Here is a 19,292-nt window from a genome sequence, read left to right on the forward strand (position 1 = left end):
CCCGATCATCGCCGACGGGTTTACACGATCGACTCGACCGTAATCGAACGTGCAATACCGAACCAACGCCGCGCACCGCTGACCGAGCCCGGAACGGAAGAGGACTCCCATGGAATACACCGAACTCGCCGACTACCCCCTCCCCGCCGGTCGCCTCACCGAGTGGGTCCCCCGCGTCGACGACGACCGTTGGGAACCGGACCCCCGCGGTCTGTCCTACACGCACCAGGACCATTGCGAGCGCAGCGCTCCGGGCTCGTGGATCGGCACGGTGTTCGAGATTCATCGCCGCTACGACGTCGAGGCAGTGCGCGCAACCATCACCGCGTACATGGGTCGGCACGAGGCATTTCGGACCAAGGTCAGGCGCGACGAGGAATCCGGTTCCTGGCTGCGCTACACCGCACCCACGGATGCAGTGCAGGTGACCGACCGGGCCCACACCGAACCCCGGACCGAGACTCAGGTCTTCAGCCATCTGCACTCCTGGTTCGGCGACACCGTCTCCCCGACGGCGTGGCCGCACTTCGTCCTCGCGACCATCGAGCCGGACGACGCATCACGCGCTCTCTCGAACGGGCCGGGTGAGTCGTTTCTGCTCGCGTTCGCCGCCGACCACTCGGTGATGGACGCATACAGCCAGATCTACGCCATCAACGAGATCGACAGGCTCTACGCGCACGCCCTCGAAGGCATCGACCCCCAGTTGCCCGAGGTCGGCAGCTATGTGGACTTCAGCCAGTCCGAGAGGGCTCTCGGCGAGACACTGACCGGTGACCACAGCGCCGTGCGCACCTGGCAGGACTTCCTTGCCGTGGAGGACGGACGCTTTCCCGCATTTCCCCTTCCGGTGTCGGTCGACCGGTCGCTCACCGGCCCGGCCGCACAGAGCAGCATCTCGTCCTGGCTGCTGACGTCCGAGCAGTCGGATGCCTTCAACGCTGCATGCCGTAACGCCGGGTACAACATGCAGGCCGGAATACTGGCCGCGCTGGCGCTGACGAACGTCCGCCTGTCCGGTCGCACGACGTTACGCACCGTGATGCCGATGCACACCAGAGACGAACAGAAGTGGGCCGCGGCGGTGGGGTGGTACGTCGGGATTCTGCCCATGGAGATCGAGCTCGGCGACGCTCGCACCTTCGGGGAGGCAGTCGCGGCTGCAGCAACTGCAGGCGCGGCGAACAAGGGGTTGGCACGGATGCCGTACTCCAAGATCGCCCAGATCCTCGAGTCGACGGAAATTCCTCGATTCGTGGTGTCCTACATCGATCTTCGATTCCTCCCGGACGCCGAGCAGTGGCAGGACCGCAAGGGTCGGGCTCTGCGGAGCAACTGCCACGCCGAGGACGAGGTCTACTTCTGGGTCAACCGGACGCTCCAAGGGCTCAACATCTCCGCGCGATTCCCCAGCTCGGATGTCGCGTCGACCAACGTCCACCGCTTCATCACCGAGTTCGTCGCCGTGCTGACGGCAGTGATCGACTCCGACAGTGGTACCGATACGGTGCTCACGTCGGCCTCACGGTCGGTGACCGTCGCCGCAGAGTGAGTCGTCGAATCAGCCCGCGGCCCTTATCGAGGAGGATGAAGCGACCATGATCATCACCGCTATGGGCAGATGGAATCCTGCTCCCGGCCGACTGCTCGAATGGCATCCCACTTCGGCTGCCCGTGCGAGTGCCCAAGCGGCACCTGTCGATTCGACTCCGGTCTCGTTTCTCCAGGAGGACCACCTGAAGGCCGCATGGGCGGCCCGCGAACGCGGCGATGTGCACACCGCGTACACCGGGGTGGCAACCGAGATCGACGGTGACGTGGACACGGATGCGATGAGCCGCGCGCTGGCCGCCTACGTGCTGCGTCACGAGGGCCTTCGATGCTGGTTCGAGGTCGAGGGAAACAACGTCGTTCGGCATCTCGCCCCGCCCGAGGTCGCGGCGTTCGAGGTGACCGACGCCGGAGAAACCACGGACGACGACCGATTCCAACGGTACGTACGAGGGCGTTTCTCGTCCGAGGCGACCGCGGACGCCTGGCCCGGATTCGTCGTCGGTGTCGTGGCCAGGCCCGGCAGCTTCACCCTGTACTACGGCGCAGATCACGCATTCACCGACGGCGGCTCGCAAGCGTTGGTCATCAGCGAGTTGGCCGATCTGTACGCACTCGAGACCGGCGCGGACGTACCTACCCCGGCAGAGGCAGGCAGCCATCTGGCCTACGCCGCCGACGAACGGGCTCGGGCCGCGACGTTCGGAGCCGATTCTCCCGAAATCGCGGCCTGGCGAGACATTTTCACCAGACACGACGGCCGGATGCCTCGGTTCCCGCTCGACCTCGGCCTCGCGCCCGGCGAGAAAGCTCCGGTCCGCATCGTCGAACGCGACCTGTTGAGCAAAGAACTGACCGCTGCATTCGACGCCGCATGCAAGGCCGCCGGGGCCCGGATGAGCAGCGGCATATTCGCCGCCGTCGGGATCACCGACTTCGAGTTGGCCGGTAACACCGACTACTTCGGGATCACCGTGCTCAGCACCCGGCATCACGGTGACTACGGTCAGTCCCAGGGATGGTTCGTCAACTTCGCTCCGGTCGCATTCGAGGTGGCGGGACACGAGAGGTTCTCCGACGTCGCGGCTGGAGCCCACCGAGGCTTCGAGCAGGCCAAGCAGATCGCGGAGGCTCCGGTGCACGCCGTGCTGGGCGCGCTGGCCGCCGACGGAACTCTCGGTAGCGAGTTGGCAGTGAGTCCGAACATGCTCTCGTACATCGACTTTCGCTGGTTCCCCGGCGTCGGACGAGACGCGGACACGCGCGCGAAGCATTTCACCGGCGAGGGTTCGACGTCGAACGCATCGATGTGGATCAACCGAGACGGTGAGCACCTGTACCTGGTGGCCCAGACCCCTGATACCGACGTTGCCGCCGCAGCGGTGAAGCGGTACCACGATCATCTGGCGCATGTACTGGAAACCATTGCACGCGAAGGTGATTACAATCTGACGCTCGAAAATCTGGTTCAGGAGCCGGCCGGTGCGGGTCACCTCGATCACTGAGTACACCCCACGCGCGGGCACCGTCGTCGAGTTCACCGCCGTCGTCACCGGGAAACCGCAGCCGTCGACGGTTCCGCCGTCGTTCAACCAACGGTTTCACCTCGGCGATCTGGACGAGGCCGAGCGTGTCTGGATTGCCGGAGCCTTCGAGGTGCAGGGCAGGCTCGACACCCGCGCACTGGGGTGGGCCTTCGAGCGCCTGATCGACCGACACGACACCCTGCGCAGTTCGTTCGTTCGCGCGGCGGCGGGAATCGAGCGGATGGTTCACGAACCGGGTGCGGTCGAGATGAGGCAAACCACTCGAACCACCTTCTCGTCGGGGTCCATGCTCCGGAGTCACCTCCGAAGTTCACTCGAACTACACTGCGACGCACGACGATACCCGTCCTACACGTGTTTCGGAATCGATCGGCCGGACACCTCGACGGTGTTGTGCGCATTCGATCATTCCAACGTCGACGCCATGTCGATCGCAGTCGTGGTCGACGAGATCAACACCCTGTACGACGCCTACCGCCGCTGCCCGTCGAACCCGGAGGCAGCCCTGCCTCCGGTCGGTGGGTTCGTCGAGTACTGCCGTGTCGAAGCAACCCAGCCACTCGTCGATCCCACGGACGAACGCATGGTGCGGTGGTCGAATTTCCTCACCGAGTGCGGTGGCACCACGCCGCGTTTCCCACTCGACCTCGGCGTCGCCGAGGGTGAAACCGCGCCTCAGGCAACGACTGTCACGCCCTTGCTCGACGCGCAGCACACCCTCGACTACGCGCAGCTCTGCGCCCGTTCCGGAGCCGGGATGTTCGCCGGGGTCGTCGCTGCGATCGGGCAGGCGTGCGCCGGGATCGGCGGACCGAGCCGCATGCCGTTCCTGTTCCCGTTGCACACCCGCCATGAGCAGCAATTCTCGCGTGCACTGGGCTGGTTCACCACGAACGCTCCCATGACCGTGGAGGTAGAACACGACCTCACCGACACGATCACCGCGGCCCACCCAGCGTTTCGTGCAGCACTGCCACTGAGCACCGTTCCGATCCCCCAGGTACTGAACAACCTCGGCGACGCGTTCACCCTGTCGCGTCGAGACGTGTTCATGGTGTCGTACATCGACTACACCAGAATCGGTGGACACGAACGCTTCGACCGAACCGATGCACACCACATCAGCAATGCCACGGTGTCCGACGACGCGCAGTTCTGGGTTTCCCGCACCACGTCGGGCCTGGCATTGCGGTCACGATTTCCCGACACTGCACAGGCACGCTCGGTGATGAATGCGTTCACCGCCGAACTCGTCGCCCTCCTGCGCGCCGGCGCGGCGAAACCCGAGAGCGCTGCCCTGACGCCCTGACAAAGTCGTTCCGCAGGCTCCACTCCTGCCCCGTGACAGAGGTTCCGCATAGGATCGACAGTGCAGACCGTCCACCCCCGGGCGGGCCGCCAGCCGAATATCTTCCGTAGGAGCCGATACGTGCCTGTACCAACCGATTCCAACGCAACGTTCGCCGACTATGCGCATCCGGATCGTCTCGTATCGACCGAATGGCTCTCCGCTCATCTCGGTACCCCCGGCCTTCGGGTCGTCGAATCCGACGAGGACGTGTTGCTCTACGACGTCGGCCACATTCCCGGCGCGGTCAAGATCGATTGGCATCTCGACCTCAACGATCCGGTCACCCGCGACTACATCGACGGCGAGCAGTTCTCGAAACTGATGAGCCGCAAAGGCATTTCCCGGGACGACACCATCGTCGTGTACGGCGACAAGAGCAACTGGTGGGCCGCGTATGCACTGTGGGTCTTCACGCTGTTCGGACATCAGGACGTGCGTCTGCTCGACGGTGGCCGCGACGCCTGGTTGTCGGAGAACCGCGACACCACCCTCGACGTGCCCGAGTTCCCCGCCACCGACTATCCGGTGATCGAACGCGACGATGCACCCATTCGTGCGTTCGCCTCCGATGTTCTCGGCTCGCTCGGAACGGTCCCGTTGATCGACGTTCGCTCCCCCGCCGAGTACACCGGCGAGCGCACCCACATGCCCGACTACCCAGAAGAAGGTGCACTGCGCGGAGGTCACATCCCCACCGCCGTGAGCATCCCCTGGGCCAAGGCAGCCGCACCGGACGGACGCTTCCGGTCACGCACGGAACTGGACGAGATCTACTCCGGCACCTCCGCCACCGACGACGTGATCGCCTACTGCCGGATCGGTGAGCGTTCGAGCCACACCTGGTTCGTGTTGACCCATCTGCTCGGGTACCAGTCGGTGCGCAACTACGACGGCTCGTGGACCGAATGGGGCAACGCCGTTCGCGTCCCGATCGCCAAGGGCGAGGAGCCCGGATCGGCTCCGGCCACTCGATGAGCGCCTTGCCGGAATCCCTGGCCGAGATAGTCGAGGACTTCGCCGCGGTGGAGGGGCAGGACAAGCTGCAGCTGTTGCTGGAGTTCAGTCGCGAACTGCCTCCTCTGCCGGACCACCTTGCTCAGGATGCGATGGAGCCGGTGCCGGAGTGCCAGTCTCCGCTGTTCCTGTCGGTGGATGCAGGCGATCCGGCGCGGGTCCGGCTGTACTTCAGCGCCCCGCCGGAAGCTCCGACCACGCGGGGGTTCGCCTCGATCCTGGCGCAGGGACTCGACGGTCTCGGCGCACAGGAGATCCTCGACGTTCCGGACGATTTCTACTCGGCTCTGGGGCTGAGCGATGCGGTGAGCCCGTTGCGACTGCGCGGTATGTCGGCGATGTTGGCGCGGATCAAGCGTCACCTGCGTTGACCGGCGACGGCGCAGGTGGCGTGCCGTCGTCTTGATCGATACAACGCGTCGTCGTTAGACTCCGCGGCAGGGCCCCTGAGCCCAGTCCCCCCGATGCGTACGACGAAGGTTGGTTGCTGCCGATATGGAGTTCACGGAGTTGGCGGACTACGCGGTTCCCGCGGGCACGCTCACCGAGTGGATACCCAGCGTCGGCCCGCAGGCCCGCACTCCGGAGGCCGCTGGGTGGCATCCCGACGCCAGGCCGACGTCCTACGTCCACGAGGCTCACCTTCGTACGAGCCTGAGCAGTCCTCGCCGCGGTCGTGAATCATGGCTCGGCGCGGCCTTCGAAATCGCAGGCCCGCTGGACAAGCCCGCGTTTCGCCAGGCAGTGCTGAACTGGATCGACCGGCACGAGGCGATGCGTTCGAGCGCGTCGATCGACGAGGTGACGGGCGAGATGACGCGGGTGACCGCAGCGCAGGGTGCCATCGACATCTGGCAGGTCGAGCAGGAACGGTGCGCGCAATCGAGTGAGGTGTTCGAGCACCTGCAGTATCTGTTCGACGAGTTCACCTCGCCGTTGATCTGGCCCGCCTACGCCTTCGTGACGCTCGAACCGGTGGACGAGACGCGTCCGGTCACCGTGTTCTTCGCAGCGGATCATTCGATCATCGACGGTCTGTCCACGGTGCTGGTCGCGCACGAGATAGCTGCTCTGTACGGCGAGGAACTCGGTGGTGCGCCCGCTGCCCTGTTCGAGGCCGGCAGCTACCTCGACTTCGGTTCCTCCGAACGCGAGAGGAATGCAGAGCTGGAGCATTCCCACGACGCGGTGCGGATATGGCGGGATTTTCTCGTCGACGGCGAAGGCGAGCTACCGGCCTTTCCACTCGACATCGGAGATCCGAGCCCGGACGATCTGCCGCAGGGCGGTTTGTCCGCGTGGGTGCTCGACCCCGATCAGGCCGACTCGTTCTCGGTCGCCTGCCGCAAGACCGGACACAGTCTGTTCGCCGGGTTGCTCGCAGTTCTGGCCATCACCGGCTCCGAACTGGGCGGCGGCACTCGTTTCCGCACGGTGACGCCGGTGCACACTCGCGACGAGCCGCAATGGGCGTCGGCGCTGGGTTGGTTCGTCGGACTGTGCCCCATCTCTTTCGACATCGCCGGTGCGGACTCGTTCGGCTCGGTGGTCGCGGCGGCCTCGGCCGAGGTGAAGAAGACCAAACCGATCGCCCGAGTTCCTCTCGATCGCGTGTTCACCACTCTGGGCTACTCCGCCCGCCCGCGTTTCGTCGTCTCGTTCATGGACGTGCGGTTTGCGCCTGCCGCCGAGCACTGGCCGGACTGGAACGCCCGAGCGTTGCGCAGCAAGCAGTACCAGCACGACGTGTACATCTGGATCAACCGCACGCCGCAGGGAATCAACATCGCGGCTCGCTATCCCAACACCGAGCAGGCGACCGCGCGGGTTCACGAATACGTCGGTGCCTTCCGAAAGTTGTTGAGCGATGTGGCGGACACCGGGACCGCCCGATTCCCCCTCACGGGCGACGAGCGATCCGATATCGGACATACCGACACCGGTCAGATCGCTACCAATCAGTAGCTCACTGCGGCTCGCCGCCGATCAGCTGCAGCTCTGCAGACCGATTGCAGCGATGACAGTGCCGATGCTTAGACTCCGACGTGACGTTCGTAACGAAGCACGCGAGAAACACATCCGTAGGAGGCTCAGTGCCCAGCCATGCCAGTGCTCAGATCACCAAGGTTCTTGTCGCCAATCGTGGTGAGATCGCGGTGCGGGTGATCCGGGCGGCGGCCGATGCCGGGTTGGCCAGTGTCGCTGTGTACGCCGAACCCGACGCCGACGCCCCGTTCGTCCGTCTGGCCGACGAAGCGTTCGCGCTCGGCGGGCAGACCTCCGCGGAGTCGTATCTGGTGATCGACAAGATCATCGATGCAGCCGCCAAGTCCGGGGCCGACGCCATCCACCCCGGCTACGGATTCCTCTCCGAGAACGCCGACTTCGCCCAAGCGGTCATCGATGCCGGTCTGATCTGGATCGGCCCGTCCCCGCAGTCGATCCGCGACCTCGGTGACAAGGTCACCGCCCGCCACATCGCCGCCCGCGCCAAAGCACCCTCGGTCCCCGGCACGTCCGAGCCGGTCAAGGATGCCGACGAGATCCTCGCCTTCGTCGACGAACACGGCCTGCCGATCGCGATCAAAGCCGCGTTCGGTGGCGGCGGACGCGGCATGAAAGTCGCCCGCACCCGCGAGGAAATCCCCGAACTGTTCGACTCCGCCACCCGCGAAGCAGTCGCGGCGTTCGGGCGCGGAGAATGCTTCGTCGAGCGCTACCTCGACAAGCCGCGCCACGTCGAAGCTCAGGTCATCGCCGACCAACACGGCAACGTCATCGTCGCCGGCACCCGCGACTGCTCCCTGCAACGCCGCTTCCAGAAACTCGTCGAAGAAGCCCCCGCCCCGTTCCTCACCGACGCCCAACGCAAAGAAATCCACTCCAGCGCGAAAGCCATCTGCCTCGAAGCCGGCTACTACGGTGCCGGCACCGTCGAATACCTCGTCGGCCAAGACGGCCTCGTGTCGTTCCTGGAAGTCAACACTCGTCTGCAGGTCGAGCACCCGGTCACCGAGGAAACCTCCGGCATCGACCTGGTGCTGCAGCAGTTCAAGATCGCCAACGGTGAAGAACTCTCCATCACCGACGATCCAGAACCGCGGGGCCATTCGTTCGAGTTCCGGATCAACGGCGAGGACGCCGGACGCGGCTTCCTGCCCGCTCCCGGTCCGGTGACCACCTTCCGTGCGCCGTCGGGACCCGGGGTTCGGGTCGATTCCGGTGTCGAATCCGGCTCGGTGATCGGTGGCCAGTTCGATTCGATGCTCGCCAAGCTCATCGTCACCGGCGCGACCCGCGAGGAAGCCCTCGCGCGTTCACGTCGAGCGCTCGCCGAATTCGATGTCCAAGGGTTGGCGACGGTGATTCCGTTCCACGCCGCGGTGGTCTCCGATCCGGCGTTCATCGGCGACGGCGACTCCTTCGACGTCCACACCCGCTGGATCGAAACCGAATGGGACAACCAGGTTCCCCCGTTCACCGCCGGGCAACCCATCGACGACTACGAGGTCCTGCCGCGGCAATCCGTGGTCGTCGAGGTCGGTGGCCGACGTGTCGAGGTCTCCCTGCCCGGGGAACTGTCCCTCGGCGGCGGTGGCAGCGGCGGCGGGCCCGCAGGAGCAGTACGGCGCAAGCCCAAAGCCCGCACCCGCGGTGGTGCCGGAGCCGGTGCCGCATCCGGAGACGCCGTCACCGCACCCATGCAGGGCACCGTGGTCAAAGTCGCCGTCGACGAAGGCCAAACCGTCGACGCCGGTGACCTCATCGCCGTCCTCGAAGCAATGAAAATGGAAAACCCCGTCAACGCCCACAAAGCAGGCACCATCACCGGCCTGACCGTCACCGCAGGCGACGCCATCACTCAAGGCACCGTCCTCGCAGAGATCAAATGACGTAGCGATGTCCGAGCTTCCGGAGATCCGAATCGGTACGACTGATCGGGAGAAGGCCCTCGAGGCACTGAGTCTGCACTTCAGTGAGGGTCGGCTGACTGTGCCCGAATTCGACGAGCGCAGCGCCGTTGTTGCTTCGGCAACGACGCGTGGGGAGATCGACAAGGTCTTCGTCGATCTCCCCGCTGCGTCGACGTCGCACACTCCCGCCCAGCTCGGGAAATCTCCGGCACCGACCGAGGGCGGTGCCGGAATCGATTGGCGCGCAGTGGTGATGCCCCTGGTCATCTTCGGTTCACTGGCATTGTTCTTCCTCACCGACTTCGATCAGAAGTGGCTGTTCTTCCTTCTCATCCCGCTGGCGGGTGCGCTGCTGTCGGCAGGCGGTCACTCGAAGAGTCCGAAGAAAAAGAAGAGGGATCGTTGAAGGCGCTTCTGTTCGACGTGTTCGGCACGGTGGTCGATTGGCGAACCAGCGTGGCCCGCGAGGTCGAGTCGCTGTGTGGTCCCGACATCGACAGTCATGCGTTCGCCGACCGCTGGCGCGGCCTGTATCAGCCGGCGATGGAACAGGTTCGGTCGGGCAATCGACCGTTCACCCGGCTCGATGTACTTCATCTCGAGTCACTTCGAGTCGTGTTGTCGGAGTTCGATGTTCAGCTCGACGACAGTGATGTCGCATCCTTGAATCACGCGTGGCACCGATTGGATCCGTGGCCGGATTCGGTTTCTGGGCTCACCCGACTACGCACCGAGTTCATCATCGCGCCGCTCTCCAACGGCAACATCTCGCTCCTGCTCGATATGGCCAAGAATGCCGGACTGCCATGGGACGCAATCCTCGGAGCAGAACCGGTGCGTGCGTACAAGCCGATGCCAGACGCCTATCTACGCACCGCCGACATTCTGGGTCTCGAGCCGAGCGAATGCATGATGGTCGCCGCACACAACAGTGACCTTGCTGCGGCCGCGGACTGCGGCTTCGCAACGGCATTCGTCGCTCGTCCCCTCGAACACGGGCCGCGTCAGACCACCGACCTCGCCGCGGAACCCGACTGGAATCACAGCGTCGACTCGATCGATTCTCTCGCAACGCAATTGGGCTGCTGACCACTGCTATCGGGTCAGAGGAATCAGCTGGTGCGCAATCCACGCGTCCACGTCCCGGTGCGAACGGAAGCGAACAATCGTCAGCTCCGGGCGGCGCACACTCAGTCGCTGCACTCGCTCGGTAGTCGACCGGTAGGTGTTCCATGCCCATCGAACGATGTGGTCGCGGTCGAAGAAGATGCGGTGAAGTGGGGGTTCGATGTTGCCGTTCCACAGCTCGCGCCTACCGAGCCTGCGGCGTAGCGTCCGAACCATCACCTGCCGCATGACTGTTCGGCGCGGTAGGTCCAGCCACAGAAACAAATCGGCTCGATCGGCGAGACGGTCTCGAACGAAGTTGTACTGCCACTCGGTGACCCACGACGGGCGCGCGATGAACTCCTCCACGTCGGACTCGAACGTCGCACGCGGCGTCCAATTCGGGCCGTGGAACAAGCTGTCGATCTCGATGTGTTCGATTCCCAGAATCGATCCGAGACGGGCAGACAGCGTCGTTTTCCCGGAACCGGACGTCCCAGCGACGACGATCCTCGCGGGGCGACAAATTACCGCATCGTTCGGTCCGAAAATCACGGTCAAGACCATAGCGAATCCTGGAAACCGACAGGTCGTCGACTACGTCGAATGATTGCTACGATCCCGACCATCAGGGGCAACTGCAGAAAAACGATGGCGTTGAGAGCGTCGTTCGGAAGAGGCAGATAGTCGAAGAACTGGGCCGTTCCGGTCACGATGAGTACCAAGTAGGACAGTTGCATCGACAGCATGTGTCGCCGAACCCAACCCGACCGTGAGCGGCCGACCAGCGGTTGCAGCCAGCCGAACAGCACGAGCGCGGCTGTCAGAATCGACACGGCGTGGAACACGCTCCATCCGTCACGAATCTCGGTGACGAAGAAGGACGCCGCGATCATCACCAGAATCGCTACAACGTACGTGCGTCCGCATGCCCGATGAAAAACGGTGCCCTTGCGGGCGAACAGAACCACTGCTCCGACCAGAACGGACAGCATTGCGGCAGACGTGTGGATCACCGTCATCGACATCGGCCATCACCTTTCGCCCCGACCGACGCTACCGAATCGTGAGCACCGATGCTGCGTCCAGCGTGCTGTACCCGACTGATATCGCCCTCTACGGTTGGGCACACAGCGCTACGATCGCCTCCGCCATGTGGTTCACGAACTCTCGACGCGTCGACTCGGTCAGCCGGTCGAGTGAGAGGTACGGGTTCAGGTCTTCGAGCTCGACCAACAGCAGCGTTCCGTCGACGGTGCGGCATGCGTCCACCCGAGTGATTCCGTGGTCGATGTCGTTCCAATCGACGAATCGTTGCGCGAACTCTCGGTCCTGAGCGGTAGTCGAGTACGGCTCCAGATCCCAACGTCTGTCGGGGTCAGGAGCGTACAAGGCGTATTGAACTGTGCGGCCGATGAAGTAGAACGACACTTCGTACACGAAATCGATTCGCGGCTGAATCAGGCTGCCCGGCTCTACTTCCGATAGTTCGGCGCGCCCGGAATGACGCATGCCGATCGAGTCGGCACCCCATTTCGGTTTCACCACATAGGTATTCACCTCGGGTAAGCGCGAGACGTCCCGCGGGTCGTCGACGGTAGGTATGACCGGAAAACCATCTACGTAAAGATCGACCAGGTACTGCTTGCCTCTCTGGTCGCCTTTGCCGGTCAGCTGGGTGAAAACCTTCGTGCCGTTCTCGCGCGCATGGCGAGCAAACATGTCGAAAGCATCCTGGTACCCCAGCACAGGCCCGGAGTTCCGGATGACGACCACATCGAAGCCGTCCATCAGCGCAAGCGCGTCGAGCGGGTGACAGAGCGCAATGTCGAACCACTCACGGAGCTGCGACGACAGAAAGATGTCTTCGTCGCAGTAGCGTCGGCCCTTCGACAGATACGCCAGGTCGGTGACGAAGAGAACGCGTGGACGGGGTGCATGCATCGGGCGACTCCTACTGGTCTCGAGACATCACGATGTTCGTTTGCGGGCCAACAGAAATGCCTGCGATGTCGACTCGTATCCCATCGGAGCTCGATGCACGCGGACGTCCACCTCGAAGTTCGCCTCGACGAGCATGCCTGCGACCATGTCGGGGTCGAGTCGGTATGCGTCGTACGAGACCGAGTGTCCGTACGCCTGCTCGAGTCGCACCCGCTCGTTGCCTGCTTGAAATGCCAACAGCAGCAGACCTTCCGGCATCAGCACCCGATGCAATTCGGCAAAGATCTTCGACAATTGGTGCGGAGGCGTGTGGATGATCGAGTACCAGGCAACGATCCCCGCCAGAGAGCTGTCACCCGCGTCCAATGCCTCCATCGATCCGACATCGAATCGCAGGTGCGGATGTTCGCGCCGAGCGACCTCGATCATATTGGGCGACAGATCCATCCCCGCTACGGCGAGGCCGAGGCGGTGCAGCTGCTCGGTGATACGGCCGGATCCACACCCCACCTCCAGAACGTGTCCGCTCGGTACCCGGGCTGCGAACGTCGCCAACAATCCGTACTCGAGATGTCGGCCGTCGAGTTCGTCGCGAACGAGTTCGGCGTAGCTCTCGGCAACGGTGTCGTAGGCGGCTCTCGTCATCGAAACATGCTGCTGCTCGGTCACAGTGGCTACGGTACCGGCACACCCTCCACAGTCAGGTACGAGTGCGTCAGCATCTCGAACAGGTGACCTGTCGGGTCGCGAAAATACACTCCGCGCCCTCCGTGGTCGGTGTTGACGGTGCCGGGTTCGGTCATCCGAGGGTCGGCCCAGTGTTCGACGCCCTGGTCGACCAGCCTGGTATAGGCCGCGTCGAACAGATCGTCGCTGACCCGAAACGCGTAGTGCTGGAACTGAATATCGTCGAAGGGGGGCTCGGCGAATTGGATGAGAATTCCATCGGTGAGTTGCACATTGACGAACGGCCCCCATGACGGGGCCTCGGGTAAAGCGAACAGGGTGCAAAAGAACTCGGCCGATGCGGCACTGTTCTTCGCAACGATGATGGTGTGACCGAACGAAATGGACATGCGCTGCCTCCTGGGCAGTACGACGCCTCCATGCCTGACGCAGTCCGTCATCGACACGCGACGCTGAGGACGATGCTCGCACGGACCCCGAATCCGAGTCAACCGGTGAATTCACGGCCGCGATTCGGTCTTCTTCGGTGACAGCATTGCCGAGGAGAGGAACCCACTATGGTCGGTCGACTTCTGTTCGTTCACGGTGCCGGCGGATTTTTCGACGACGCACCGCTGGCCAACGGACTTGCACAGGCTTTGCACCTCGATCTGTGCATGCCCGAACTGTCCGACACTGCCATGGGTTTCGAGGACTGGGCCGCGCCGGTTCGGCAGCACCTGGACCGGCTCGGATCGGATGATGCGGTGATTGCGCATTCCTTCGGCGCATCGATCCTCGTCAGGGTCTTGGCAGAACATCGCCGGGAGCGACCCCTGAGAGCCACTCTGTTGGCGATGCCGGACTGGACTCCGCATGGGTGGGATGTCACGGACTACGCGTTCACCACCCAGGAGCCCGAGACCGACCTGACGCTCGTCCACTGCCGGGACGACGACGTAGTTCCCATTTCTCACCTGGCGTCGAACTCGACGGCTCTCCCGTCGGCGAGACTGATCGAGTTGTCGACCGGTGGTCATCAGTCCGACGGCATGATCGACGACATTGTCGCCGAAATGCGCGGATGCAAGCGTCCCCGCGGGGACGCTTACCGGCCCCGATCCTCGTAGTCGATGACGAGGCCGACTCGGTCGAACATGCAGACCGGGCGTCCGCTCACCGATAGTCGTGGTCGATTCCCGTTGCCCATTGCGAACATTCGACGGCGATCACGTCGTCTCTTCCCCGCAGGAAGTCGCGTGCACCGAAGTCCCCCGACGCCGATGCCACGGCTGCGTCGACGTGTCGTCGCGCCAGAACGACCGGATGTCCGGGACGGCCGTCGAACACGGCCCTGGCGAGACCGGTTTCCCGCGCAGCAGCGAGAACCGCCCGCACCACCTCCGCTCCCACGTCCGGCGTATCGACCACATGCACCACCGCGTAGTCCGCGTCCGACGCTGCGGTCAGACCGACCTCGAACGACGCGCTCATTCCTTGTTCCCACTGGGGTGCATAAACAGCGATCACACCGTCGGGCACGGGCGCATCCGCCGCGCCCAGCACCACGACCACGCGATCACAGCCGCCGTCGCGCAATGCCTGCACCGCAGTCCTGAGCCACAGCCCGTCGTGGGCGAGCACTTTGGGCGATCCGTATCGCGTTCCGGCACCGGCGGCCAATAGCACTCCGACGGCAAGGTCCGACACGATCGTTCCTTTCACTCTCGGGTGAAGTCTTGGATGTTCGCACAACGTCCACGTCGAGTACGTCCCGAAGTTTGTGCTCGCTCGACTAGCGAGGATAGGCGCGATGACTGATTCTTAGTGCACTTCTCCTGCAGCGTCGCAGGAACCCTGCCCTGTTGCTTCCGCGAGGTGCCCACCCATGTCCGTCAAGCCCACCACACGCAAACGTGTCCATCCTGTCGACGAAGTGCTCCCCGTTCCGAAACTTGCTGCTTACGGGTTCCAACATGTCGTCGCGTTCTACGCCGGCGCCGTCTTGGTGCCGATCATCATCGGCAGCGCGATCGGACTGACCAACGAACAGTTGATCCACCTTATCAACGCAGATCTGTTCACCTGCGGCATCGCATCGATCATCCAATCGGTCGGATTCTGGAAGATCGGTGTCCGCCTGCCGCTCCTGCAGGGCGTGACGTTCGCCGGTGTCTCTCCGGTGATCGCGATCGCGATGGCGAACGGCGGCGGCACCGAGGGGTTGCTGTACGTCTACGGCGCCGTCATCGTCGCCGGTCTCGTCACGTTCTTCATGGCTCCGTACTTCAGTAGGCTGCTGCGATTCTTCCCACCGGTGGTCACCGGTACCGTCATCACGATCATCGGTGTGGCGTTGCTGCCGGTCGCCGTCAACGATGCGGTGACCAATCCTGCTACCCACGAACAGGATCCGTCCAACGGACGGTGGATGGCATACGCAATCGGCACCCTGCTCATCATTGTGCTGATCCAACGATTCTTCAAGGGTTTCATGGCCACCATCGCCGTGCTTCTTGGCCTGGTGATCGGTAGCGCCGTGGCGTTCGTTCTGGGAGACATGAACTTCGACGGCACCTCGGAGGCGTCGTGGATCGGGTTCACGCAGCCCTTCCTGTTCGGTGTACCCAAATTCAGTGTCGTCGCCATCATTTCGATGATCGTGGTCATGCTCATCATCGCCGTCGAAACCACCGGCAGTGTGTACGCGACGGGTGAGATCGTCGGCAAGCGCATCAAGAAGGACGACATCGCGGCAACTCTGCGCGCGGACGGCGTGGCCACCGTCATCGGCGGCACGTTCAACTCGTTCCCGTACACGGCCTTCTCGGAGAACGTCGGCCTGGTCCGCCTGACCGGCGTGCGCAGCCGTTGGGTGGTGGCCACGGCAGGCGGCATCATGATTCTGCTGGGTCTGCTGCCCAAGACAGCAGCAGTCGTGGCATCCATCCCGCCGCCGGTGCTCGGCGGAGCCGCGCTCGCCCTGTTCGCGACCGTCGCCGTGGTCGGAATCCAGACTCTGTCGAAGGTGGACTTCACCGATCACCGCAACCTGATCATCGTCGCCACAAGTCTCGGCCTTGCAATGCTCGTGACCATTCAACCGACGGTCTCCGAGGGTGTGCCCGACTGGCTGGAAATGTTGTTCGGCAGTGGCATCGTTCTCGGCGCGGTCTCGGCAATCGTGCTCAACGTCTTGTTCTTCCACATCGGTAATCGCGGGCAGGCTGTCGCGGGTGGTCCGGGTAAGGGCATCACCCTCGACACGGTCAACGAGATGTCCGCCCAGGACTTCGCTGCCACGTTCGGCGGCTTGGTGCAGGGCACTCCGTGGGTGGTCGAACGCGCGTACCAGCAGCGGCCTTTCGCCGATGCGCACGGGTTGCGCGAGGCGTTCCAGGAGGCATTGTTGGCCGGCACCACCGAGGAACAGATCGAACTGATCAACAGCTACCCCGATCTCGGTAGCGAGGACGCCACCGGCACCCTCAACGCAGCGGACCACGTCGGCTTGTCCAACCTGGAGGAGGACGAGCACGACAACATCGTCCAACTCGCCGCCGAATACCGCGAACACTTCGGCTTCCCGCTGGTGATCTGTGCACGGGAGACGGAGCGTTACGATCGAGTTCTGGCCAACGGGTGGTCACGCGTCGAGAACGCACCGTCGGCGGAGCGGTCGTTCGCGATGATCGAGATCGCCAAGATCGCGAACTACCGGTTCGACGACCTCGTGGCCGACGCCAACCCGATCGCGGCCGCGCGGTTCGGTCGCATCAACGACTTCAGATAGCGAGCGAGATGTGCTGCACGAATGGATAGGGCTCGACGGGTTCAATCGACTCAGTGATCGGCAAGCGATGCATGCACTCTACGAGTGCTGCGCATCGTCGATCTGGGCCCGTCGAGTCGCCCAGGGTCGCCCCTTCGACAGTCGAGATCTGCTGTTGGACAGGGCGGATCGAGTACTTGCCGAACTACCCGAGGCCGAGATCGACCATGCACTCGACGGTCATCCACGCATCGGCGGCAAGGCCGACAACCCGTCCTCGAAACGTGAGCAGGCCGGTGTGACGACGGCGGGTACCGAGGTACGCGAGAAGCTGGCGGCGGGAAACCGTGCGTACGAGGACAAGTTCGGCCATGTGTATCTGGTGTGCGCCACGGGCAGGTCCGCGGAGGACCTGCTCGCTATCCTCGAGGAGAGGCTCGACAACGATGCCGAAACCGAAAGACGGGTGCTCCGCGTGGAACTGGCCAAGATCAACCGAATTCGCCTCGGACGCATGCTGGGACCAGAGCAGTGACGGGGCTGTCGACCCACGTCCTCGACGCCACCTCGGGGACACCTGCGGTGGGGATGCGGGTGCGGTTGTTCCATCCCGAGAAGGGCGAAATCTCCACCGCCACCACCGATGGCGACGGCCGAATCGGCGAGGTGGTGCCAGGGCCGATCGATCCGGGCGTGTATCGCCTCTCGTTCGACACCGGCGATTATTTCGAGGCGACATCGACACCGAGCTTCTATCCCGAGGTGTCGATCTCCTTCACCGTCACCGATCCCGACGCCCACTATCACGTCCCATTGCTGTTGTCCCCCTTCGCTTATTCGACCTATCGCGGGAGCTGACATGACCGACCTGACCGGAAAGATCGTCCTCGGATCCAATCAGTACGGCAAGGCCGAGAACCGCGTGGTGCGGATCTATCGCGACTCTCCCCGGCACGAGATCCACGACATCAACGTGTCGAGCGCCCTGCGCGGCGACTTCTCGCCCGCGCATCTGGTGGGAGATCAGTCCAATGTGCTTCCCACCGACACCCAGAAGCAGACCGCGTACGCGTACGCGAAGACCAAGGGGTTGCTGCATCTGGAGAGCTACGGCCTCGATCTCGCTCGGCACTTCGTCGACGATGTGGAACCCGTCGAAGGGGCCCGCATCGAACTCGAGGAGTACGCCTGGGCTCGCGCGGTGATCGACGGCGTCGAGCACGATCACACGTGGACCCGCAAGGGTGAGGAGATCCGTACGTCGGCGGTGACCGTCGAGGGTAAGGGCGACGCGCAGCAGACGTGGGTGATCAGCGGCTTCAAGGAGATGGTGATTCTCAAGTCCACGGGCTCGGAATTCCACGGATTCCTCGAAGATGACCTGACGATTCTCGAACCCACCACCGACCGGGTGATGGCGACATCGCTGACCGCGCAATGGCGATACACCACCACCGACGTCGAGTGGGACGCCGTGTACGCGGGTGTGAAGGCGGCGATGATCGAGCGGTTCGCCAATGTGCAGTCACTGGCCCTCCAGCAGACTCTGTACGCCATGGGCGAGGCGGTGCTGGAGAAGTATCCGTTCATCGCAGAGATCACGATGTCCGCACCGAACAAGCATCACTTCGTCTACGACCTGGGCAGGTTCGGCATCGAGAACAATCTCGAGGTGTTCAACGCGGACGATCGGCCGTACGGTCTGATTCAGGCAACCGTCGAGCGTGAGGATGCCCCGGACGCCGGAAGTGCCTGGCGGACATACTCTGTCGTCGGATAGAGCGCTGCGCTCACGTGTGCAGCGCCGCAGTCCACTCCACCAACGGGGTCAGGGCTCGCCAGGCATCGCGCACCTTCGTGGCGGCCTTGGGTGTCTCCAGCCACGCGGGTGAGCCGAAATGCTTGCCCGCGGTGAGTGACTTGTGGCGCAACAGGTCGATGCGCGGGTGTTCCAGCTCGTATCCCCGCGGCTTGGTCTTGAGCTTGTCGCCGCCGATCTCGTATCCGGCCTTGGTCAGCGTCGCCAGAATTCGCTCGAGTTCGGCACCGCGGACATCGTCGTCGACGGTGCGGCGGTAGCGGGCGACACCCTCGGTCGAGGAGTTGTAGAAGCCGCCTGCGACGAACAAGCCGGCGGGGTCGATCTGGACGTAGTAGCCCAGACTGTCCCCACGAGCGACGAATCCACCCTGATGGGTCTTGTACGGCGTCTTGTCCTTCGAGAAACGGACATCGCGGTAGGGGCGAAACACCTTGGCGCTGCCGAATTCCGGTTCGAGGGTCGCGAGCAATGCTGTCATCGGCCCCTTGACCGCGCTGTCGTAGACCTCCTTGTGCTCGCTCCACCAGAGCTTGCTGTTGTCGGCTTCGAGGTCCTCGTAGAAATCCAGGGCAGCGAAGGGTATTCCGGTGAAGCCAGTCATTCC

At 63.7% G+C, this 19,292-nt stretch carries 21 protein-coding genes; 14 read left to right on the top strand and 7 right to left on the bottom strand.

Annotated elements, in window-relative coordinates; all coding sequences use genetic code 11:
• Nucleotides 1–109: 109 nt before the first annotated feature.
• The 9 genes from QM615_RS04205 to QM615_RS04245 all read left to right on the top strand — a co-directional run bounded on the left by QM615_RS04205 (nucleotide 110) and on the right by QM615_RS04245 (nucleotide 10,466).
• On the top strand, nucleotides 110–1,552 hold the full coding sequence (locus tag QM615_RS04205) for a condensation domain-containing protein (protein WP_283347060.1): 1,443 nt from the start codon (nucleotides 110–112) through the stop codon (nucleotides 1,550–1,552).
• Between the two features lie 46 nt (nucleotides 1,553–1,598).
• The gene (locus QM615_RS04210; protein WP_269593488.1) at nucleotides 1,599–3,056 is read left to right on the top strand and encodes a condensation domain-containing protein; all 1,458 of its coding nucleotides are present in this window, start codon (nucleotides 1,599–1,601) and stop codon (nucleotides 3,054–3,056) included.
• The gene (locus QM615_RS04215) at nucleotides 3,034–4,407 is read left to right on the top strand and encodes a condensation domain-containing protein (RefSeq protein ID WP_269593487.1); all 1,374 of its coding nucleotides are present in this window, start codon (nucleotides 3,034–3,036) and stop codon (nucleotides 4,405–4,407) included. The genes QM615_RS04210 and QM615_RS04215 overlap by 23 nt, the downstream gene beginning before the upstream one ends.
• Nucleotides 4,408–4,527: 120 nt before the next feature.
• Nucleotides 4,528–5,424 carry a sulfurtransferase gene (locus QM615_RS04220; RefSeq protein WP_094639333.1) on the top strand — a complete coding sequence of 299 codons (897 nt, stop codon included), beginning with the start codon at nucleotides 4,528–4,530 and terminating at the stop codon, nucleotides 5,422–5,424.
• Nucleotides 5,421–5,834 (top strand): SufE family protein, encoded by a 414-nt coding sequence (locus QM615_RS04225; RefSeq protein ID WP_037188062.1) that lies wholly within the window; start codon nucleotides 5,421–5,423, stop codon nucleotides 5,832–5,834. Before QM615_RS04220 ends, QM615_RS04225 begins: the two co-directional genes overlap by 4 nt.
• A 124-nt stretch (nucleotides 5,835–5,958) precedes the next feature.
• Nucleotides 5,959–7,428 (top strand): condensation domain-containing protein, encoded by a 1,470-nt coding sequence (locus tag QM615_RS04230; protein WP_149405426.1) that lies wholly within the window; start codon nucleotides 5,959–5,961, stop codon nucleotides 7,426–7,428.
• 128 nt (nucleotides 7,429–7,556) lie between these two features.
• Nucleotides 7,557–9,356 (top strand): acetyl/propionyl/methylcrotonyl-CoA carboxylase subunit alpha, encoded by a 1,800-nt coding sequence (locus QM615_RS04235; RefSeq protein WP_283347061.1) that lies wholly within the window; start codon nucleotides 7,557–7,559, stop codon nucleotides 9,354–9,356.
• A 7-nt stretch (nucleotides 9,357–9,363) separates the two neighbouring features.
• On the top strand, nucleotides 9,364–9,783 hold the full coding sequence (locus tag QM615_RS04240) for a DUF1707 SHOCT-like domain-containing protein (protein WP_283347062.1): 420 nt from the start codon (nucleotides 9,364–9,366) through the stop codon (nucleotides 9,781–9,783).
• On the top strand, nucleotides 9,780–10,466 hold the full coding sequence (locus QM615_RS04245; RefSeq protein WP_283347063.1) for a haloacid dehalogenase type II: 687 nt from the start codon (nucleotides 9,780–9,782) through the stop codon (nucleotides 10,464–10,466). Before QM615_RS04240 ends, QM615_RS04245 begins: the two co-directional genes overlap by 4 nt.
• A 6-nt stretch (nucleotides 10,467–10,472) precedes the next feature.
• Here the strand turns inward: QM615_RS04245 and QM615_RS04250 are convergent, their stop codons facing one another.
• The 5 genes from QM615_RS04250 to QM615_RS04270 all read right to left on the bottom strand — a co-directional run bounded on the left by QM615_RS04250 (nucleotide 10,473) and on the right by QM615_RS04270 (nucleotide 13,504).
• Nucleotides 10,473–11,051, bottom strand: a complete 579-nt coding sequence (locus QM615_RS04250; RefSeq protein ID WP_269593483.1) for a P-loop NTPase family protein — start codon at nucleotides 11,049–11,051, stop codon at nucleotides 10,473–10,475.
• Nucleotides 11,042–11,512, bottom strand: a complete 471-nt coding sequence (locus tag QM615_RS04255; RefSeq protein ID WP_283347064.1) for a DUF2306 domain-containing protein — start codon at nucleotides 11,510–11,512, stop codon at nucleotides 11,042–11,044. The genes QM615_RS04250 and QM615_RS04255 overlap by 10 nt, the downstream gene beginning before the upstream one ends.
• A gap of 88 nt (nucleotides 11,513–11,600) precedes the next feature.
• Complete coding sequence (locus QM615_RS04260) at nucleotides 11,601–12,428, bottom strand: ATP-grasp domain-containing protein (protein WP_283347065.1); 828 nt, start codon at nucleotides 12,426–12,428, stop codon at nucleotides 11,601–11,603.
• 27 nt (nucleotides 12,429–12,455) lie between these two features.
• Nucleotides 12,456–13,097, bottom strand: a complete 642-nt coding sequence (locus tag QM615_RS04265; RefSeq protein WP_283347066.1) for a class I SAM-dependent DNA methyltransferase — start codon at nucleotides 13,095–13,097, stop codon at nucleotides 12,456–12,458.
• A gap of 5 nt (nucleotides 13,098–13,102) precedes the next feature.
• Nucleotides 13,103–13,504 (bottom strand): VOC family protein, encoded by a 402-nt coding sequence (locus tag QM615_RS04270; protein WP_283347067.1) that lies wholly within the window; start codon nucleotides 13,502–13,504, stop codon nucleotides 13,103–13,105.
• A 168-nt stretch (nucleotides 13,505–13,672) separates the two neighbouring features.
• On the opposite strand from QM615_RS04270, the gene QM615_RS04275 reads away from it, so the two are divergent.
• On the top strand, nucleotides 13,673–14,224 hold the full coding sequence (locus tag QM615_RS04275; RefSeq protein ID WP_283347068.1) for an alpha/beta hydrolase: 552 nt from the start codon (nucleotides 13,673–13,675) through the stop codon (nucleotides 14,222–14,224).
• 46 nt (nucleotides 14,225–14,270) lie between these two features.
• Here QM615_RS04275 and QM615_RS04280 read toward each other — a convergent pair whose 3' ends face one another.
• Nucleotides 14,271–14,807: a nucleotidyltransferase family protein gene (locus tag QM615_RS04280; protein ID WP_283347169.1), complete on the bottom strand. Its 537-nt coding sequence runs from the start codon at nucleotides 14,805–14,807 to the stop codon at nucleotides 14,271–14,273.
• A 175-nt stretch (nucleotides 14,808–14,982) separates the two neighbouring features.
• Here QM615_RS04280 and uraD (QM615_RS04285) point away from each other — a divergent pair, with 175 nt between their 5' ends.
• The 4 genes from uraD (QM615_RS04285) to pucL are packed head-to-tail and all read left to right on the top strand — an operon-like array spanning nucleotide 14,983 to nucleotide 18,646.
• Entirely contained in the window at nucleotides 14,983–16,887 is a 1,905-nt protein-coding gene (uraD, locus tag QM615_RS04285) for a 2-oxo-4-hydroxy-4-carboxy-5-ureidoimidazoline decarboxylase (RefSeq protein WP_283347069.1), read from the top strand.
• Between the two features lie 10 nt (nucleotides 16,888–16,897).
• Nucleotides 16,898–17,401 (top strand): 2-oxo-4-hydroxy-4-carboxy-5-ureidoimidazoline decarboxylase, encoded by a 504-nt coding sequence (uraD, locus tag QM615_RS04290; protein WP_283347070.1) that lies wholly within the window; start codon nucleotides 16,898–16,900, stop codon nucleotides 17,399–17,401.
• The gene (gene uraH / locus QM615_RS04295; RefSeq protein ID WP_032376865.1) at nucleotides 17,398–17,724 is read left to right on the top strand and encodes a hydroxyisourate hydrolase; all 327 of its coding nucleotides are present in this window, start codon (nucleotides 17,398–17,400) and stop codon (nucleotides 17,722–17,724) included. Before uraD (QM615_RS04290) ends, uraH begins: the two co-directional genes overlap by 4 nt.
• Nucleotide 17,725: 1 nt before the next feature.
• Nucleotides 17,726–18,646, top strand: a complete 921-nt coding sequence (gene pucL / locus QM615_RS04300) for a factor-independent urate hydroxylase (RefSeq protein WP_283347071.1) — start codon at nucleotides 17,726–17,728, stop codon at nucleotides 18,644–18,646.
• Between the two features lie 10 nt (nucleotides 18,647–18,656).
• On the opposite strand, the gene QM615_RS04305 is transcribed toward pucL, so the two are convergent.
• Nucleotides 18,657–19,289, bottom strand: a complete 633-nt coding sequence (locus tag QM615_RS04305; protein ID WP_269593475.1) for a DUF2461 domain-containing protein — start codon at nucleotides 19,287–19,289, stop codon at nucleotides 18,657–18,659.
• Nucleotides 19,290–19,292: the final 3 nt, after the last annotated feature.

This window comes from Rhodococcus sp. IEGM 1341 (assembly GCF_030056895.1).
GTDB lineage: Bacteria > Actinomycetota > Actinomycetes > Mycobacteriales > Mycobacteriaceae > Rhodococcoides.

Bases quoted from the DNA above. Each gene is read 5' to 3' on its own strand.
- QM615_RS04255 (WP_283347064.1), bottom strand. From the start codon at position 11,512: ATGTCGATGACGGTGATCCACACGTCTGCCGCAATGCTGTCCGTTCTG.
- QM615_RS04225 (WP_037188062.1), top strand. From the start codon at position 5,421: ATGAGCGCCTTGCCGGAATCCCTGGCCGAGATAGTCGAGGACTTCGCC.
- QM615_RS04250 (WP_269593483.1), bottom strand. From the start codon at position 11,051: ATGGTCTTGACCGTGATTTTCGGACCGAACGATGCGGTAATTTGTCGC.
- pucL (WP_283347071.1), top strand. From the start codon at position 17,726: ATGACCGACCTGACCGGAAAGATCGTCCTCGGATCCAATCAGTACGGC.
- QM615_RS04305 (WP_269593475.1), bottom strand. From the start codon at position 19,289: ATGACTGGCTTCACCGGAATACCCTTCGCTGCCCTGGATTTCTACGAG.
- QM615_RS04205 (WP_283347060.1), top strand. From the start codon at position 110: ATGGAATACACCGAACTCGCCGACTACCCCCTCCCCGCCGGTCGCCTC.
- QM615_RS04270 (WP_283347067.1), bottom strand. From the start codon at position 13,504: ATGTCCATTTCGTTCGGTCACACCATCATCGTTGCGAAGAACAGTGCC.
- QM615_RS04230 (WP_149405426.1), top strand. From the start codon at position 5,959: ATGGAGTTCACGGAGTTGGCGGACTACGCGGTTCCCGCGGGCACGCTC.
- QM615_RS04260 (WP_283347065.1), bottom strand. From the start codon at position 12,428: ATGCATGCACCCCGTCCACGCGTTCTCTTCGTCACCGACCTGGCGTAT.
- QM615_RS04275 (WP_283347068.1), top strand. From the start codon at position 13,673: ATGGTCGGTCGACTTCTGTTCGTTCACGGTGCCGGCGGATTTTTCGAC.
- uraD (WP_283347069.1), top strand. From the start codon at position 14,983: ATGTCCGTCAAGCCCACCACACGCAAACGTGTCCATCCTGTCGACGAA.
- QM615_RS04210 (WP_269593488.1), top strand. From the start codon at position 1,599: ATGATCATCACCGCTATGGGCAGATGGAATCCTGCTCCCGGCCGACTG.
- QM615_RS04240 (WP_283347062.1), top strand. From the start codon at position 9,364: ATGTCCGAGCTTCCGGAGATCCGAATCGGTACGACTGATCGGGAGAAG.